This window comes from Desulfovibrio sp. ZJ746, from assembly GCF_011039155.1.
In the GTDB taxonomy this organism is placed as follows: Bacteria; Desulfobacterota; Desulfovibrionia; order Desulfovibrionales; family Desulfovibrionaceae; genus Desulfovibrio.
Genome location: NZ_JAAKEK010000005.1, coordinates 96,165 through 112,720 on the forward strand (window position 1 = coordinate 96,165; position 16,556 = coordinate 112,720).

General features: G+C 67.9%; 14 protein-coding genes and 1 tRNA gene. 8 read left to right on the plus strand and 7 right to left on the minus strand.

The genetic code is table 11. From position 1 onward, the window contains the following. Positions 1-340 precede the first annotated feature (340 nt). The gene (locus G7Y54_RS08915) at positions 341-781 is read left to right on the plus strand and encodes a cupin domain-containing protein (protein ID WP_165078965.1); all 441 of its coding nucleotides are present in this window, start codon (positions 341-343) and stop codon (positions 779-781) included. 89 nt (positions 782-870) lie between these two features. On the opposite strand, the gene G7Y54_RS08920 is transcribed toward G7Y54_RS08915, so the two are convergent. Continuing rightward, positions 871-1,215 carry an Arm DNA-binding domain-containing protein gene (locus tag G7Y54_RS08920; protein ID WP_165078966.1) on the minus strand — a complete coding sequence of 115 codons (345 nt, stop codon included), beginning with the start codon at positions 1,213-1,215 and terminating at the stop codon, positions 871-873. Positions 1,216-1,421: 206 nt separating this feature from the next. Beyond that, a tRNA-Leu gene (locus G7Y54_RS08925) sits at positions 1,422-1,506 on the minus strand. A 323-nt stretch (positions 1,507-1,829) separates the two neighbouring features. Between G7Y54_RS08925 and G7Y54_RS08930 the strand changes: the two genes are divergently transcribed. From G7Y54_RS08930 to G7Y54_RS08960, 7 genes are all read left to right on the plus strand, one after another. Continuing rightward, positions 1,830-3,050 (plus strand): sodium:calcium antiporter, encoded by a 1,221-nt coding sequence (locus tag G7Y54_RS08930; protein ID WP_165078967.1) that lies wholly within the window; start codon positions 1,830-1,832, stop codon positions 3,048-3,050. Positions 3,051-3,289: 239 nt separating this feature from the next. Further along, on the plus strand, positions 3,290-4,078 hold the full coding sequence (locus tag G7Y54_RS08935) for a DUF3298 and DUF4163 domain-containing protein (protein ID WP_241159433.1): 789 nt from the start codon (positions 3,290-3,292) through the stop codon (positions 4,076-4,078). Between the two features lie 92 nt (positions 4,079-4,170). Continuing rightward, on the plus strand, positions 4,171-5,091 hold the full coding sequence (locus G7Y54_RS08940) for a DUF3298 domain-containing protein (RefSeq protein WP_241159434.1): 921 nt from the start codon (positions 4,171-4,173) through the stop codon (positions 5,089-5,091). A 20-nt stretch (positions 5,092-5,111) separates the two neighbouring features. Then, positions 5,112-5,321, plus strand: a complete 210-nt coding sequence (locus tag G7Y54_RS08945; protein WP_165078969.1) for a Trm112 family protein — start codon at positions 5,112-5,114, stop codon at positions 5,319-5,321. After that, positions 5,321-5,899 (plus strand): phosphodiesterase, encoded by a 579-nt coding sequence (gene yfcE / locus G7Y54_RS08950; RefSeq protein ID WP_165078970.1) that lies wholly within the window; start codon positions 5,321-5,323, stop codon positions 5,897-5,899. Before G7Y54_RS08945 ends, yfcE begins: the two co-directional genes overlap by 1 nt. Further along, positions 5,878-6,573 carry a Maf family protein gene (locus tag G7Y54_RS08955; RefSeq protein WP_241159435.1) on the plus strand — a complete coding sequence of 232 codons (696 nt, stop codon included), beginning with the start codon at positions 5,878-5,880 and terminating at the stop codon, positions 6,571-6,573. Before yfcE ends, G7Y54_RS08955 begins: the two co-directional genes overlap by 22 nt. A 209-nt stretch (positions 6,574-6,782) precedes the next feature. Further along, positions 6,783-7,028: a FeoA family protein gene (locus tag G7Y54_RS08960; protein ID WP_165078971.1), complete on the plus strand. Its 246-nt coding sequence runs from the start codon at positions 6,783-6,785 to the stop codon at positions 7,026-7,028. A 19-nt stretch (positions 7,029-7,047) separates the two neighbouring features. Here the strand turns inward: G7Y54_RS08960 and G7Y54_RS08965 are convergent, their stop codons facing one another. The 5 genes from G7Y54_RS08965 to G7Y54_RS08985 all read right to left on the minus strand — a co-directional run bounded on the left by G7Y54_RS08965 (position 7,048) and on the right by G7Y54_RS08985 (position 16,479). Further along, the gene (locus G7Y54_RS08965; RefSeq protein WP_241159436.1) at positions 7,048-8,313 is read right to left on the minus strand and encodes a diaminopropionate ammonia-lyase; all 1,266 of its coding nucleotides are present in this window, start codon (positions 8,311-8,313) and stop codon (positions 7,048-7,050) included. Next, the gene (locus G7Y54_RS08970; protein WP_165078972.1) at positions 8,310-11,537 is read right to left on the minus strand and encodes an efflux RND transporter permease subunit; all 3,228 of its coding nucleotides are present in this window, start codon (positions 11,535-11,537) and stop codon (positions 8,310-8,312) included. Before G7Y54_RS08970 ends, G7Y54_RS08965 begins: the two co-directional genes overlap by 4 nt. After that, complete coding sequence (locus G7Y54_RS08975; RefSeq protein WP_165078973.1) at positions 11,534-14,671, minus strand: multidrug efflux RND transporter permease subunit; 3,138 nt, start codon at positions 14,669-14,671, stop codon at positions 11,534-11,536. The genes G7Y54_RS08970 and G7Y54_RS08975 overlap by 4 nt, the downstream gene beginning before the upstream one ends. After that, complete coding sequence (locus tag G7Y54_RS08980) at positions 14,668-15,957, minus strand: MdtA/MuxA family multidrug efflux RND transporter periplasmic adaptor subunit (RefSeq protein ID WP_241159437.1); 1,290 nt, start codon at positions 15,955-15,957, stop codon at positions 14,668-14,670. The genes G7Y54_RS08975 and G7Y54_RS08980 overlap by 4 nt, the downstream gene beginning before the upstream one ends. A gap of 129 nt (positions 15,958-16,086) precedes the next feature. Next, positions 16,087-16,479 carry a NirD/YgiW/YdeI family stress tolerance protein gene (locus G7Y54_RS08985; RefSeq protein WP_165078974.1) on the minus strand — a complete coding sequence of 131 codons (393 nt, stop codon included), beginning with the start codon at positions 16,477-16,479 and terminating at the stop codon, positions 16,087-16,089. Between the last annotated feature and the right edge of the window lie 77 nt (positions 16,480-16,556).

A 16,556-nucleotide genomic window follows, 5' to 3' on the forward strand; every position in this document is an offset into this window, starting at 1 on the left:
AGCGTGCCCACAGGCAACGCGCACTGCGCCTTTGTGCCGAGACGCTCACGTGGCCAGTGAGGATACAGGGGCGGCCATGAACGGGAAAATAGGCGCTTGGCGGTTTAAAAACCAGCGGCAGGAACCATTCATGGCAAAAGCAGCCGTCCCCTTCCCAAAAGCCGGTATGGGCGCCCCATCACGGCGCCCCCATGGGCAGCATTCCCCGCTCAGGCCAGATTCGCCAACGGCCTGAAATCTAAAATCATTATCCCGGCTTGGGGGCTGGACTTTTCCTATTAAAAATATGAGTATTGCCCTGATGTTTTTTCAACCTGCCAACGGCTTTTGGAGGGAAGGCATGCTTAAGCGTTTGATGATCCTGACGGTCTTTTGCGCATTCTGCGGCGGCGTTGCGTTTGCCGCCGGGGAAGAGAAGGCCCCGCAGCTCTATCCGAAGGAGCAATTAAAAACATGGGATCGCGACAAGGTCGCGGGCGGGGAGGGCGTTCTTTACGGCAAGTTCTCCCATACCCGCAACGACGCCCTGAAAGACTGGGCGATAAAGGAAATCGGCTGGATGCGCCTTGAGCCGGGCGCCTCAATCGGCATGCACAAGCATGAAGCGAATGAGGACGCCTATATCATCGTTTCAGGAGAAGGCGTGTTTACGGACACCGCGGGCAAGGAAACCCCGGTGAAGGCGGGAGACATCACCATTGCGCGGAAAGGCGATTCCCATGCGCTCAAGAATACAGGCGCAGAACCCCTTGTGTTTCTGGATGTCATAGGACAGCAATAGCGCCTTTCGTTGAACCCGTTCTTGTCCTAATCCCCGCCCGTGCGGGGATTTTTTCTATGACCCCTCCCGCGTGGCTGGAGCTGTGCTTCCTATAAAAAAGGGAGTAAGCCAGTTGGCCATAATCCCTTGGATTCTGCTGGTCTGAGGGCGGCCGCCTTCGCCTCTTCCTTGGCGGCTTTCTTCTGCGCGCCGGAGTCGATGTCCTTGGCAGGCAGTTCCCTGGCCCTGTCGCGCTTCCGCCGGGCTTCTTTCAGGGGCACGGCGGGATACGCGCCGCCGCTGAGCGTCTTTCGCTCGCCGCCAAAACGGGTGTCTATGCGCCAGAGTTTTCCCCCGGATGCGGACAGGTAGAGGTAAAGCCCCTCGGAGTCGGCGAGCTTTGTCGGAGTACCGGCGGACTTCAAATTCCGAAGCATGGTGGCGTTCAGTGGCATGGCGCAAATCCTTTGCTGGCAAGGGGTTTCGGGGCGACGGTATTTTTCTGGAAGCCTCTCCTCCATTTCGGCTCGTACCGTTCCTCATACCGTCTTTTTTGCGTTTTGCCCCTGCTCTTCCCCGCACCCCGTTGGACGTGCCGTCGCCCAAAAGCTAAGTCCCGCAAGGTTTTTCGGACCTTGCGGGACTTTGTTGGATTCTCTCCTGGTGCCGAGGGCGGGACTCGAACCCGCACAGCAATTGCCACTACCCCCTCAAGATAGCGTGTCTACCAGTTCCACCACCTCGGCGTGAGGAATTTTCTTAGCCTTGTTTGAGGAACTTGGCAAGCATTTTTTGCGCTTTTTCCCGGGGGCGCGGCCTGAGCCCAAAAAACGCGCCCCACAGGGGCTCCAGCAGCGCCGCCGAGCCCGGCCCCTTGACAGGGCGCCCGCTCGCGCGCATAGTCGCCGCACAAGGGGAGTAACTGGGCTCTTGAGGCCCGGACGGCGTCAACAGCATGACCTCACGGTCTGGCGCCGTCGTCGGCTTCGCCGATGAGTGAGACCTTGGCAGGCATGCCGGGGTCTTTTTTGTTTTTGGGGCCCCCGCCCCGATACCGCCAGGAGAACGCATGTCCCTCCGCGCACTCAGGCCTTTCCTTCTCGCCATTTTGCTGACCATTCCCGGGCTCGCGCTCCGCGTGCTGCACCCGGAGATCTCGCCGCTCATCACGGCGCTCCTCGCGGGCGTGGCCATTCTCGGCGCATCCTTTTTGCTGACCTGGGCCTGCGAGGTGGCGCAGCTCGACATCCCCCAAGCCATCGCCGTGGCCGTGGTGGCCTTCATCGCCGTGCTCCCCGAATACGCCGTGGACATGTATTTCACGTGGATGGCCGGGCAGGACCCCGCCGGCCCCTACTCCCACTATGCCATCGCCAACATGACCGGCGCCAACCGGCTGCTCATCGGCGTGGGCTGGTCGGCCATCGTGCTCATTTTCGCGGCCCGCTACCACAAGGGCGTGGTGCTGCCCGCCGACAAGCGCACGGACGTGCTCTTCCTCGGCATGGCGACGGTCTACGCGCTCTTCATCCCGGTCAAGGGCTCGCTCACCTGGGTGGACGGCGTCGTCCTGCTCTGCATCTATATATGGTATATCTGGATCGTGGCGCACCGCCCCTGCGCCGACGAAGAACCCGAAGGCCCCGCCGCGGCGCTGGCGAGGCTCTCGCGACCGGCGCGCCTTGCGACCATCATCTGCCTCTTTGTGTTCGCGGCGTGCGTCATCCTCTGCAATGCGGAACCTTTCAGCGAAAGCCTTGTCGCCAGCGGCAAGATCCTGGGCGTCAATGAGTTCCTGCTCGTGCAGTGGCTCGCGCCCATCGCCTCGGAAGCGCCGGAATTCATCGTGGCGCTCATGTTCGCCTTTCGCGGCAATGCTGCGCTGGCGCTCGGCAGCCTGCTCTCCTCCAAGCTCAACCAGTGGACGCTGCTCGTGGGCATGATCCCAGGGGTTTACGCCGCCTCCTCCGGCGGATTTTATCCGCCCATAAACCTTGACAGCCACCAGTTTCAGGAAATACTACTGACGGCGGGGCAATCCCTGTTCGCAGTGGCCCTCCTGGCGGACCTGCACCTGCGCGTCCGCGAGGCCATCGCCCTGCTGACGCTTTTCGCGGCCCAGCTGCTCTCGCCGCTCTATGACGCGCAGCTGGAAGCCTTTTTGGGGCTGGCGCACGACCCCTTGCGCCTGCACAATGTGTATGCGGGGCTCTATCTGGTGCTCGCCGTGCTGATCCTAGTCTGGCACCGGCGCGGCGTATGGGCGCTTAGGCGTGGCTTCAGGCCTTGAGGCCGGCCCGCTGCGCGCCCCAAGCATGAGGAAACGGCATGCAGCGTACAGCTTTTTCTCCCTTCGCGCTTTTCGTGATTCTCGTGGCGGCCCTCCTTCTCACTGCTCCGTACGCGAAGGCGGCAGGCGCCGAGGCGCGCCCGAACGCTCCCGCTGAAGACGCAGCAGCCGCGGCCAAGGCCCCCGGCGCCGCAAAGGCTGCCGCGCCGGAAGGCCAGGCCGCTTCCCAGGAGGCGGGCGTGTCCCACATCGAAAGCATCGCCCAGGAAAGCCCGGCGGCGGCTCCCGAGCCGGAAAACGCCGCCCCGGAACAGGCCGTCTATCCCGGCGTGATGAATGTCCATCTCCAGGGCGGCGGCGACGGCACCCCCAAGGTGAGCCTCAACTATCCGGCCTTCCGGGCCGAGGCCGTGGATGCGGACATCCGCTCCTGGGCCGAGGGCGTGATGCGCTCCTACGAAGAGGAGGTGCGCGCCAGCATCGCCCCGGACGGCGAAAAGCCGGGCAGCTACGGCGTGTGGGACCTCACGGGGATGTACAGCCTCGAGCGCCCCTCGCCCAAGGTGGTGAGCGTCATCTTCAATGTCTACAGCTACACGGGCGGCGCGCACGGCAACCTCGTCATCACCTGCCGCAACTATGACCTCGCCACAGGCAAGCGCCTGGACTTCGCCGACCTCTTCAAGAACCCGGAAAAGGCGCTCGAGCTCATGTCGGCCTATGCGCGGGAACACCTCACCAAGAGCCTCGGCGAGGAGTCGGACGAAGAGATGATCCGCGAGGGCACAGCGCCGGAGCTCAACAATTTCGGCGAGCTCGCGCTCACGCCCGCGGGCGTCACCATCCAGTTCCAGCCCTACCAGGTGGGGCCCTGGTCCGCCGGGCCGCAGCAGGTGGAAATGCCGCTCGCGGCGCTGGCCGCCGCCGGGCCCGAGCCCGCTATCTGGACCGAAGCTGCCAAGGCGGCCAAGGCGGATGACGCCGACACGCCCCCCGCCAAGGACGGCGCAGCCGGCGGGCGCAAGTAGCGGGCGCCCGGCATCCCTCCAAGCTGGCTTCCATGTTTCCCATGCCGTTCCCCGGTGCGGTCAGGGCTTGCCTGTGGGCTTTGGGCGCTGCCGTGCCCCTGCTTATGGCGGCGCTTGTCGCGGGCCTGCCCGGCGGCGCCTTCGCGGCGACGCCCCGTTTGCTGGCCGCTGCCGCCGCATCGCCGCAGGGGACTGATACCGCGCGCCCGGCCACGCCTGACACCACGGCAAACGCGCCAACTTCCGCAGCGGCATCTCCCCCCGACAGCCTCCCCGCCACTCCCGAGGATGCCGCGGCGCAGCTCTCCGGCTCGCAGTGGCCCGGCGTCATCAATCACCTGCTGCAAAGGCCGCTCCCCGGGGGCCCGGCGGACCCGCAGGGGGCCGTCATCCATATCGACTATCCATCCGTGGGTTCGCCCTCGGTTGACGCGGACATCCGCGCCTGGGTCACGGGCATCGCCAACGCCTTTGAGGCCCACCTGGACCTGAGCCGTCCCGGCCTCACCGATGCCGACATGCTTCCCGTCCACGACGTGATGGAAGCGGACAGCGCCACGGAGCAGCGCCCGGCCTTCGAGCTCTGGGGCTCCTACAGCATCAGCCGCCCGTCGGACGCGGCCATCAGCATCACCTTTGAGATCTGGAACTACACGGGCGCGCTTCAGGGCAACCTGGACATCCTCACGCTCAATTACAGCCTGCTCACCGGGCAACGCCTCGCCTTCATGGACCTGTTCGAGAAGCCCGAGACCGCGCTCACGCTCATGTCCGACTGGTCGCGCAAGGAGCTTGCCCCGCGCCTCGGCGCCACGACGCGCCTCACCGTGCTGGAAGCGGGCACCGCGCCGCTGGTGGAGAACTTTTCCAGCCTGACGCTCACGCCCGAGGGCATCTGCATCAATTTTCAGCCCTACCAGGTGGCCCCGTGGGCCGCGGGCGTGCAAAAGGTGGAAATGCCGCTGGAAGCGCTCCTCCCGGCTGGCCCGCTGCTGGCGCTGTGGGGGCGCTGAACGCCGCACAAGGAGCCGTCATGAATACTGAAGAACTCTTGCGCCTGCTGGCCTGCCCCGAATGCCTCGGCGACCTCGCGGCACTTGAGTGTGGGGGGGGCACCACCGGCTTCGCCTGCGAGGCCTGCGGCGTGGTCTACCCGGTGCGGGACGAGATTCCCGTCATGCTCGTGGAAGAGGCCATTCCCCGCGACAAGTGGGAACGCGACCACGCCGGGGGCAAAGCCTGATGCGCCTGCTCATCGCCTCCGACCTGCACGGCTCGCTCCAGAGCCTGCACTTTCTGGAAGACCGCATCCGGGAGCTCGCGCCGGACATGGTGGTGCTCTTGGGCGACCTCGTCTATCACGGCCCGCGCAATCCCCTGCCGCCGGGCTATGACACCCCGGGCCTCTTGCACGACATGCCCGGGCTCACCGCCATGCGGCCGCCCGTCACCGCCGTGCGCGGCAATTGCGACGCCGAGGTGGACGTGTGCCTCATGCCCTTCCCCATGCCGGAAAGCGCGTGGCTGGATGTGGATGGCTTGCGCATCTTCGCCTGCCACGGCCACCGGCTGCCCGAGGCGCCGCCCGTTCCTAGCCTTCCTGCGGGCACGGTCATCCTGCGCGGGCATACCCATGTGCCGCGCGGCGAGACCCTGGACGGCCTCCATTTCTGGAACCCGGGCTCCCTCTCGCTGCCCAAGCAGGGCTTCCCGCGCAGCTACGGCCTGTATGAAGACGGCGTCTTCCGCGTGCTCGCCATGGACGGCGGCGAGATCCTGCGCCATGCACCGGCAGCTTCGTGCCCCGCCCCGGGCTGCTGAACGGGATGGACGGCCAGACGCCCGCTGCACCGGCCGCGCCCGCGCTCTTCGTGGCCGCCCCGGGCGTGCGGGTGGTGCTCGCCTCGGCCTCGCCACGCCGGCGCGAGCTTCTCGCTTCGTGGGGCCTGCCTTTTACCGTCCTCACCGCGCCCGATGAGGAGGAGCCGCGCCCCGCAGCCGGCGAAGATGCCGCCGCCTATGCCCTGCGCGCCGCGAGGAGCAAGGCCGGCCGCGTGCGTTCCCTCCTGCCGTCCGGGGAGGCTTCCGCAAGCCTTGTCATTGCGGCGGATACCGTGGTCTGTCTGGACGGGCGCATCCTGGGCAAGCCCCGCGACAGCGCCGAGGCACTTGCCATGCTGGAACAGCTCGCCGGGCGCACGCATTCGGTGACGAGCGCCGTCGCCCTGCGCCTGCCCAAAAGCTGGCCAGGCCCCCACGAAGAAGGTCTCACGGATACGGCCCGCGTGACCTTTGCGGACTGGCCGCGCGCTGTGCTTGAGGCCTATGCGCGCACGGGGGAGCCTGACGACAAGGCCGGCGCCTATGCCGTGCAAGGCCGCGGCGCCTTCCTCGCCGAGCGGCTTGACGGCGCGTGGAGCACCGTTGTCGGGCTGCCGCTCACGCCACTGGCGGCGCTGCTGCTTGGACGCGGGCTCATCCGACCTGCGGCGTAACGTCCCTCCTCTCCGCGTTTTTTTGCCGCTTTCGTCGCCCGTCCGGCGCCTTCTCATAAGCGGGTAAAATGAAAATGATTTTCTTTTTTCTTGACACCCGCGCCGCTTTGCGCAACTCTTGCCCCATGACAAATTTGCGGTACATGGCGTGAGTGAGCGCCATGCCGGACGCGCGTGAGGGCAACCGGCGCGCAAGCAGAGGAGCGGCCATGGGCGAGATCATCAGTCTGCGCAAGATGAAGGTGGGCCAGCAGGGCAAGATCGCCCGGGTGGAGGCGGCCGGCGAGGTCAATCGCCGCATCCGCGACATGGGGCTCATCCCCGGCGCCAAGGTTTCCGTGGTGGGCCGCGCGCCCCTCAAGGACCCGGTGGCCCTGCGCCTTTCCGGCGTGACCATCTCCCTGCGCAACCGCGAGGCCGACCACATCACCGTGGAACTCACCGACAAGGCCTAGGCCGGAAAGCAAGCCCCGCTCAGGATTGATGAAGGGGAGCCGCGGCCGCGAAAAGCCCGGTGACGGCTTCCCAAACGGCCGGGTCCGTGGCGCCCTCGGTGCTGATGATGAGCACCCGCGCCCTTGGGCCGAGGCCCAATGCTTCCCGCGCCTTGGCCGCGTCCCCGTGGGTTTCCGGGCTCTCTTCCGGCCGCATGAGCCAGTGGAGCAGGCCCGCGCCCACGGCGCCGGACTCCCCTGAAACGAGAGCCGGGTCTTCCCCGAGCGGATGCGCCAAAAGGCGCATCCCGAGCCGCGCCACGTCATCCGGGCAAGCGCAGGCGGCATGCAGCGTGGCTGACAGCAGGGGCCACGCCAGCGCGCTCACCTCCCCACAGGAAAGCCCGGCCATGAGCGTTTCAAGACTGCCCGGGCAGGTGCGGGGGCGTCCGTCCCCGGCAGCCAGCGAGCGGAACACGCAGTCCGCGGCATGCGGCTCCACGCTCACGAAGCGCGGCTGCGCCAGCCCCCGGGTTCCCGGCACCGCCCCGAGGCACGACACCATGGCGGCAGCGAAGGAGCCGACACCCGCCTGCACAAAAACATGGGTCGGTCCTTGGCCCCCCATGCCCGCAAGCTGCTCCGACGCTTCCAGCGCGAGCGTGCCGTAGCCCTCCATGATCCACGAGGGGACCTTCTCATAGCCTTCCCAGGCCGTATCCTGCACGAGGATGCCGCCTGTCTCCCGGGCCTGCGCCGCCGCGTGGCGCACCGCGTCGTCATAGGCCAGTTCCGTGACCGTGCATTCCGCGCCCAAGGCGCGGATGGCCGCGACGCGCGCCGCCGAGGCCCCGGTGGGCATGAAGACACGCGCCCGGTGGCCCAAGAGGCCGGCGGCCCATGCAAGACCCCGGCCGTGATTGCCGTCCGTGGCCGTGACGAAGGTGAGCTCCCCCACCTGCGCCCGCGCCGCGCGCAAGCGCGCAAAATCCAGCGCGTGGGGCGCCACGCCCAGCCGCTCCCCAAGCAGGCGCGCCACCGCCCAGGCGGAGCCGAGCCCCTTGAACGCCTCGAGCCCGAAGCGGCGCGATTCGTCCTTGACGAACACGGCCCCGAGCCCGAGCCGCCGCGCGAGCGCCCGGAGCTCCACCAGCGGCGTGGGCACATATCCGGGCAAGCCCGCATGGAAGTTGCGTGCAAGGCGCGCCCCGGCCACAAGCACCCCGAGGTCGGCCTTTTCCTCCCGCCGGCTGTTGAAAACGACCTCCACCGGCCTGGGCATCTGTTCCCCCTTCCGCGCTGTCATGCCTTCCGCCCCAGGAGTTCGAGCCTGTGGGCGCGCTCGCGCCCATAGCGCAGCCTGAGCCAGAGCCTGCGGGCGCGGATGCGTGCATGGTCGAGGCAGAGATAGACCACCGGCGTGGTGTAGAGCGTGAGCAACTGGCTCAGCAGAAGGCCGCCCACGATGGCGACACCGAGCGGGCGCCGGATCTCCGCGCCGTCCCCGTGTCCGAGGGCCAGCGGCACGGCGCCGAGGATGGCCGCGGCCGTGGTCATCATGATGGGCCTGAAGCGCAGGGCGCAGGCCTCGCGAATGGCGGTTTCGGGCGTGAGGCGGCGCGCGCGCTGCGCCTCCAGCGCGAAATCGATCATCATGATGGCGTTTTTCTTGACGATGCCCGCGAGCAACAGCACCCCGATGAGCGCGATGACGCTGAACTCCATGCCGCAGGCCATGAGCGCCAGGAGCGCCCCGCCCCCGGCCGACGGCAGCGTGGAAAGGATGGTCAGCGGATGCACCAGGCTCTCGTAGAGCACGCCGAGCACGATATAGAGCGCGGCCAGCGCCGCCAGGATCATGACCACCTGATTGCGCATGGTGTCGCTGTACATCTTGGCCGTGCCCTGAAAGCTGCCCACGATGTCCGCCGGCATGCCGATGCGCACGCGCGTTTCGGCGATGGCGGCCTGCGCCTGCGAGAGCGAGGCCCCCTCCGCAAGGTTGAACGACACCGTCACCGCAGCGAACTGCCCCTGATGCGCCACGGAAAGCGGCGCGAAGGCCGGCCCCACGCTCGCCACGGAGAGCAGGGGCACGAGGCCGTCCTTGCCGGGCAGGCGCACCTTGTCCAGCGCCTCCGCGCCCTCGAGCCAGTCGGGCCCGTATTCGAGCACCACGCGGTACTGGTTCTTGTCGCGGTAAATGGTGGAAACCTGCCGTTGGCCGAAGGCATTGTTGAGGGCCGTGTCCACGTCGTTCATGGTCAGGCCCGCGCGCGCGAGGGCGTCGCGGTTGACATCGAGCATGGTCTGGAGGCCGCGCTCCTCAATGTCGCTGTCCACGTCCTTGAAAAGAGGGTCGCGGGAGAGCGCTTCCTGAAGGCGGCGCCCCCAGAGGCGCAGGGCTTCGAGGTCGTCCGCCTGAAGGGTGTACTGGTATTGCGAGCGCGAGCTTCTGCCGCCCATCATGATGTCCTGCGCGGGACGAAGGAAGATGCGCAGGCCAGGCTCGGCGGAAAGCTGCGCCCTGAGGCGCCCGATGACGGCCTCGGCGCCCACCTTGCGCTCCTCGAGGGGCTTCAGGGCGATGAAGACGCCGCCGCCCGCGCGCGCGCCGGAAATGTGCGCCGAGACCTGCTCCACCGCCGGGTCGGCCCGGATGACATTGACGAGCTTTTCGAGCTTGCCCTGGATGGACTGGAAGGACGCGCTCTGGTCCGCCCTGATGCCGCCCATGATGACGCCCGTATCCTGCTGCGGGAAGAAGCCCTTGGGGATGATGACATAGAGCCACACATTGCCGGCGATGACGAGCAAAAGCCCGAGCAGCGTGAGGCGCGGATGGCGCAGCACCGTATCAAGGCTCACGGCATAGGCGCCCTGGAGCCGCGCGAGCCCGGCGCCCCACCACATGCCCGCCCGCGTCATCCAGCGGGCCAGCGGCCCCAGGCCCCCGGCGCGCAGGGCCTTGAGCTGCGCCTTGCGGCGCCTCACCTGCTCGTCGAAGGGCCTGAGCATCTGCGCGCACATCATGGGCGTGGTCGTGAGCGAGACAAGCATGGACACGAGCACGGCGGCCGTCAGCACCACGGCGAATTCGCGGAAGAGCCGCCCCACCACGCCGCCCATGAAGACGATGGGCGCGAACACGGCCACGAGCGAGAGCGAAATGGAAATGACGGTGAAGCCCACCTCGCGCGCCCCGCGCAGGGCCGCCCGCAGGGGGCTCTCGCCCAGCTCAAGGCGGCGCACGATGTTCTCGAGCACCACGATGGCGTCGTCCACCACAAAGCCCGTGGAGACGGTGAGCGCCATGAGCGAAAGATTGTCGAGGCTGTAGCCGCAGAGATACATGACCCCGAAAGTGGCGATGAGCGAGACCGGCGCGGCCACCGCCGGGATGGCCGTGGCGCGCACGTTGCGCAGGAAAAGAAAAGTCACGAGCACCACGAGCCCCATGGCGAGCATGAGGCTCTTTTCCACCTCGCGCAGCGAGGCGCGGATGGTGATGGAGCGGTCCATGCGCAGGGTGAGGTCCGCGCTTTCGGGCAGCCACGCGCGCAACTGCGGCAGCATGGCCTTCACCCGGTCCACGGTCTCGATGATGTTGGCGCCGGGCGAGCGGAAAACGATGAGCAGGATGGCCGGCCGCCCGTTGGCCACGGCCATGTTGCGCACATCCTGCGAGGAATCCTCCACTTTCGCCACATCGCCGAGGCGGATGGTGCCGCCGTCCTTCTGCGCCACGATGAGCGGGCGGTAATCCTCGGCCGTGCCGAGCTGGTCGCTGGCGCCCACGAGCCAGGAGTGCTCGCCGTTTTCGAGCATGCCCTTGGGCAAAAAGGCATTCGCGCCCGCGAGCGTCTTGCGAACGTCCTCCATGGAGAGGCCGAGGCGCGAGACCGCGTCGGGGATGGCCTCCACGCGCACGGCCGGGAGCGCCCCGCCGCCCACCGTGACCTCGCCCACGCCCGGGATCTGCGAGATCTTCTGCGCGAGCACCGTGGAGGCCGCGTCATAGAGCTGCGCGCGGGTGAGCACGTCCGAGGTGATGGAGAGGATCATGATGGGCGCGCCCGCCGGGTTCACCTTGCGGTAGGAGGGATTGGACGGCATGGTGGGCAAGGTGGAGCGCGCGGCGTTGATGGCCGCCTGCACGTCGCGCGCGGCGCCGTCGATGTTCCTGTCGAGGTCGAATTGGAGGACCACGTTGCTCGACCCGAGGCTGCTCGTGGAGGTCATTTCCGTCACGCCGGCGATGCGGCCGAGGGCGCGCTCCAGCGGCGTGGCCACAGTGGCGGCCATGGTCTCGGGGCCCGCGCCGGGCATGCGCGCGCGGGCGACCACCACGGGAAAGTCCACCTCGGGGAGCGGCGCAACGGGCAAAAGTCCGAAGGACACCATGCCCGCCAGCGCCACGGCGATGGTGAGGAGTGTGGTCGCCACCGGGCGCCGGATAAAGGGCGCGGAAATGTTCCACGGCAAGAATTCCGGCCCCAGGCGCCGGCGCCGCTTCCCCTCCCCGCTCATGCTTCCGCCTTCCCACGCGCACGCAGGCCCGCTGGCCGGCCGCGGCGCGCGGCAAAGCCCCGGCTCAGGCGGTCGAACCAGAGGTAGATGACCGGCGTGGTGAACAGGGTGAGCGCCTGGCTCACGATGAGGCCGCCCACCATGGTCACGCCCAGCGGGCGCCTGAGCTCCGCGCCCATGCCCCAGCCGATCATGAGCGGCAGCGCCCCCAAAAGCGCGGCCATGGTGGTCATGAGGATGGGCCGAAGCCGGAGGAGGCAGGCCTGGCGGATGGCGGCCTCCGGCGCCAGGCCCTCGCCGCGCTCGGCCTCCAGCGCGAAGTCGATCATCATGATGGCGTTCTTCTTCACGATGCCGATGAGCAGGATGATGCCGATGATGCCCACGACGCCGAGCTCCATGTCCGCGAACATGAGCGCGAGCAGCGCACCCACGCCGGCCGAGGGGAGCGTGGAGAGGATGGTCAGCGGGTGCACATAGCTCTCGTAAAGCACGCCGAGCACGATATACATGGTCACGATGGCCGCGAGGATGAGCCAGACCTGGTTGTCCGCCGAGGAGAGGAAGGCCCTGGCCGCGCCCTGGAATTCCGTGCGCAGGGCCGCGGGCAGGCCGAGGCGCTTTTCCTCGCCCAGCACCGCGTCCACGGCAGCGCCCAGGGAGGAGCCGGGCGCCACATTGAAGGAGATGGTCGCCACCGGGAACTGCCCCTGCCGCGCGATGGAGAGCGGCACCGGCTTTTCGGAGAGCGTGGCCACGCTCGTGAGCGGCACGGCCTCGCCGCCAGTGCCGCGCACATGGATGTCCCCGAGGGAGCCGGGCCCTATGCGGAAGCGCGGCGCCACCTCCAGCACCACCTTGTACTGGTTGGTCTGGGTGAAGATGGTGGAGACGAGCCGCTGGCCCAGCGCGTCATAGAGCGCGTTGTCGATGTCGGTCATGCTGATGCCGAGGCGCGCGGCCGCGTCGCGGTTGATGTCGAGCCAGGCCATGCGCCCCGGGGCCCGCAAGTCGCTCGTCACGTGCGAGAGCTCGGGGAGCTCCGCCAGCGCGGCGGTCATGCGCGGTATCCATTCGTCAAGCTGGGCGCGGTCAAGCGCTTCCACGCTGAACTGGTATTGGGTGCGCGAGATGCGGTCCTCAATGGTCAGGTCCTGCACGGGCTGGAGATAGAGCGAGAGCCCGGGCACGTGCTCCGCCTCGGCCATGAGCCGGCGCGCGATGGCCGGCGCGCGGGCGTCGCGGTCGGCCAGGGGCGTGAGCGCGATGGTGAGCCGCGAGGTGGCGAGGCTCTGGTTGATGCCGTCCACGCCCACGAAAAAGACCACGCTGGCGACAGCCGGGTCGCGCAGAAGCAGGTCCGCAAGCTCCCGCTGGCGCCCGGCCATGGCCTCGAAGGAAGTGTCCTGCGGCGCCTCGGCGATGCCCTGGATGACGCCCGTATCCTGCACCGGGAAGAAGCCCTTGGGCACGAGCACATAGAGAGCCACGGTGAGCGCCATGGTGGCAAGCGCCACGGCGAGCGTTACGCGTTGGTGGCGGAGCACCACATCGAGCTTCTCCTCATACCACGCGAGCAGGCGGGCGAAAAAACGCCCCGGCTCCTCGCGCCTGGGCGCCCCGTGCCGCTCGGGCCGGAGCATCACCGCGCAGAGCATGGGCGTGAGCGTGAGCGAGATGACCGCCGAGATGAGGATGGTCACGGCCAGCGTGACCGCGAATTCCCGAAAGAGCCTGCCCGCCACGTCGCCCATGAAGAGCAGCGGGATGAGCACCGCCACGAGGGAGATGGTCAGGGAGATGATGGTGAAGCCGATCTGGCCCGCGCCGGTGAGCGCGGCCTCGAGGGGCCGTTCGCCGCTTTCGAGGTAGCGGGTGATGTTCTCGATGACCACGATGGCATCGTCCACCACAAAGCCGGTGGCGATGACGAGCGCCATGAGCGTGAGGTTGTTCAGCGAGTAACCGGCGAGATACATGACGCCGAGCGCGCCCACCAGGGAGAGCGGCACGGCCAGCGCCGGGATGAAGGTGGCCTCGGCATTGCGCAAAAACAGCCAGATGACGCCGATGACGAGCGCAATGGAGAGCAAAAGCTCGAGCTGCACGTCATGCACGGTGGCGCGGATGGTGACGGTGCGGTCCGTGACCACGCGCACCTGCACATTTCCCGGGAGTGTCTCCTGCAGGCGCGGCAGAAGCCGCGTCACGCTGTCGGCCACGCTGATGACATTGGCGCCGGGCTGGCGCTGCACGGAAAGCACGATGGCCGGCCGGAACTCGTCCGCGCCCCCGGCACCGCGCACGGCCACATAGGCGGCGAGGCGCGCGTTCTCCGCGCCGTCCACCACCTCGGCCACGTCCTGGAGCCTGAGCGGCGCCCCGTCCTTGTAGCCGATGATGGCCTGCGCGTATTCGGCCGCCGAGGCGAGCTGGTCGTTGGCGTCGATGGTGCTCGCGCGCTCGGGCCCGTCAAAGCTGCCCTTGGCGCCGTTGACATTGGCGGAGGAGATGGCCGAGCGCACATCGGCGAGGGTGAGCCCGGCGGAAGCGAGCGCCTTGGGATTGGCCTGGATGCGCACGGCCGGCCGCTGGCCGCCGGACAGCGTCACGAGGCCCACGCCGGGCAATTGCGAGATCTTCTGGGCGAGGCGCGTGTCCACGAGGTCTTCCAGCCGCGTGAGCGGTACGGCGTCGCTGGTGGCGGCAAGGGTGATGATGGGCGGGTCCGCCGGGTTGACCTTGTTGTATATGGGCGGATTGGGCAGGTCACGCGGCAGCAGGTTGTCCGCCGCGTTGATGGCCGCCTGCACCTCCTGCTCGGCCACGTCCAGCGGCACGGAGAGGTCGAACTGGAGCGTGATGACCGAGGCTCCGGCCGAGGAGAGCGAGCTCATCTGCGTGAGGCCGGGCATGACGCCGAACTGCCGCTCCAGCGGGGCCGTGACCACCGAGGCCATGACATCCGGCGAGGCGCCGGGATAGAGGGTCTGCACCTGGATGGTCGGGTAGTCGATCTGCGGCAGCGCCGCCACGGGCAGGGAACGGTAGGCGAGCAGCCCGGAAAGCAAAAGCGCCACCATGAGGAGTGAGGTGGCGATGGGCCGGAGGATGAAGAGGCGCGAGATGTTCATGGCGCGTCCGCGCCGGCGGTCGCCTCGCCCGCTTCGGCCGGCTCCGGGGCAGCTCCGGGCCCGGCGGGATCCTCGGCCCGCGGGGTCTCCACGGTGGCGGCCACGCGGACGCGGATGCCGTCGCGCAGGCGGTCCACGCCGTCCACCACCACCATGTCGCCGGGCGCCACGCCGCTGTCGATGACGGCTATCCTCCCGGCCTCGATGCCGGGCCTGACCTCGCGCAGGATGGCCACATCGGTCCCGACGCCGTCGCGCTCCTCCTTTTTCACGAGATACACATAGGAGCCGCGCGAACCAAGCTGCACGGCAGCCGCCGGGATGGTGACGGCATCGTGCAAGGTCTGCACGAGCAGGCGCGCGTTGACGAACTGGTTGGGATAGAGGCTTGCATCCGCATTGGCGAAGCGCGCCTTGAGGCGCACGGTGCCGGTGGCCGCGTCGATCTGGTTGTCGAGCGAGATGAGCTCGCCCACGCCGAGGAGCTTTTTCTGCTCCCTGTCCCAAGCCTGCACAAGAAGCGGCGGAAGCGCGGGGTCGGCCTCGCGCCGCCTGAGGGCCTGGGTGATGAGGCCCACCTGGCTTTCCGGCAGGGTGAAGAGCACATCGCAGGGGCTCACCTCGGTGATGCGCACGATGCCCGAGGCGTCCGAGCTCTTGACCTGGTTGCCCTCGTCCACGGCGCGCAGCCCGAGGCGCCCGCCCACAGGCGCCGTGATGCGGCTGTATTCCAGTTGCAGCCGCGCCGAGTCCACCGCGGCCTGGTCGGCCTCCACGGTGCCTTCGTACTGGCGCACGAGGGCGCGCTGCGTCTCGTACTGCTGGCCCGCGATATAGTCGCCCTTGGTCAGCTTCGCATAGCGCGCAAGGTCGCGCCGGGCGTTCTCAAGCTGCGCGCGGTCACGGGCGAGGTGGCCTTCGGCCTCGGTGAGCGCCGCCTGAAAGGGGCGCGGGTCGATCTCGGCCAAAAGGTCGCCCGCGGCAACGCGCTGCCCCTCCTGAAAATGCAGCCTCAGGAGCTGGCCGTCCACCCGGCTCTTGACGAGCACATCGCTCGAGGGGAGCACGGTGCCGAGGCCGTTCAAGAAGTGCGGCACATCCTGCGCCACGGCGATGGCCACGCGCACCGGCGGCGCATCAGCGCCCATGCCTGGCCGCTCCGGCCCGCTACCGCCGCAGCGCCAGAGCAGGAACGCCGCCGCCAGCACGAGTGCCGCGCCCATGGCCCACCAAAAGCGCCTCGGGCGCTTTCCGCGCGGTTTCAGGCGCTCGGCAGGGTGGCTCACGGGCGGCTCCTGGAAAAAGGGGGGCATGCAAAAATAGCTGCCCGCCAAGGTCGGCGTGCGGCCAAAAAGCGGGGCAAAGACGAAAAAGGCGGGGCGCCGAAGCAACCCCGCCCTTGCCGTGATGGGCGATTACTTCACGATTTCAAGCGACTTGGCCTCGATCTTCACGTCCTTGCCGAGGTCCTTGTCCACCTTGCCCACGATGCGCACGGTGTTCTCGGGGGTCACGCTCTGGCCGGCGAAGACCTTGCGGTCGATCTCCATGCGCACTTCGCCCGTGGCGTCCTTGAAGATGAACTTGTCTTTCTTGCCCGCCACCTGCGAGACGATGTTGCCGGTGAGCACCACCGGGGCGTCATCGCCGAGGGTCAGGGCCTTGGCCACGGTGTCGGCCTGGGCGCCGCTCACCGGGCCGGAGAAGCCGCCCGCGGCCTTGTCCATGGTGGCGGACTGGGCGGGCAGGGCAAAGGCAAGGGGCGCCGCCAGCGCGGCGAGGATGGCGAGGGTACGCAGGTATTTCATGGATGACCTCCTGTGGATGCAGGTTAAGGGCTGAAGCGCCTGCTGGCGCTTCTCGTGCCTTTTTCTACCTTGTTTCG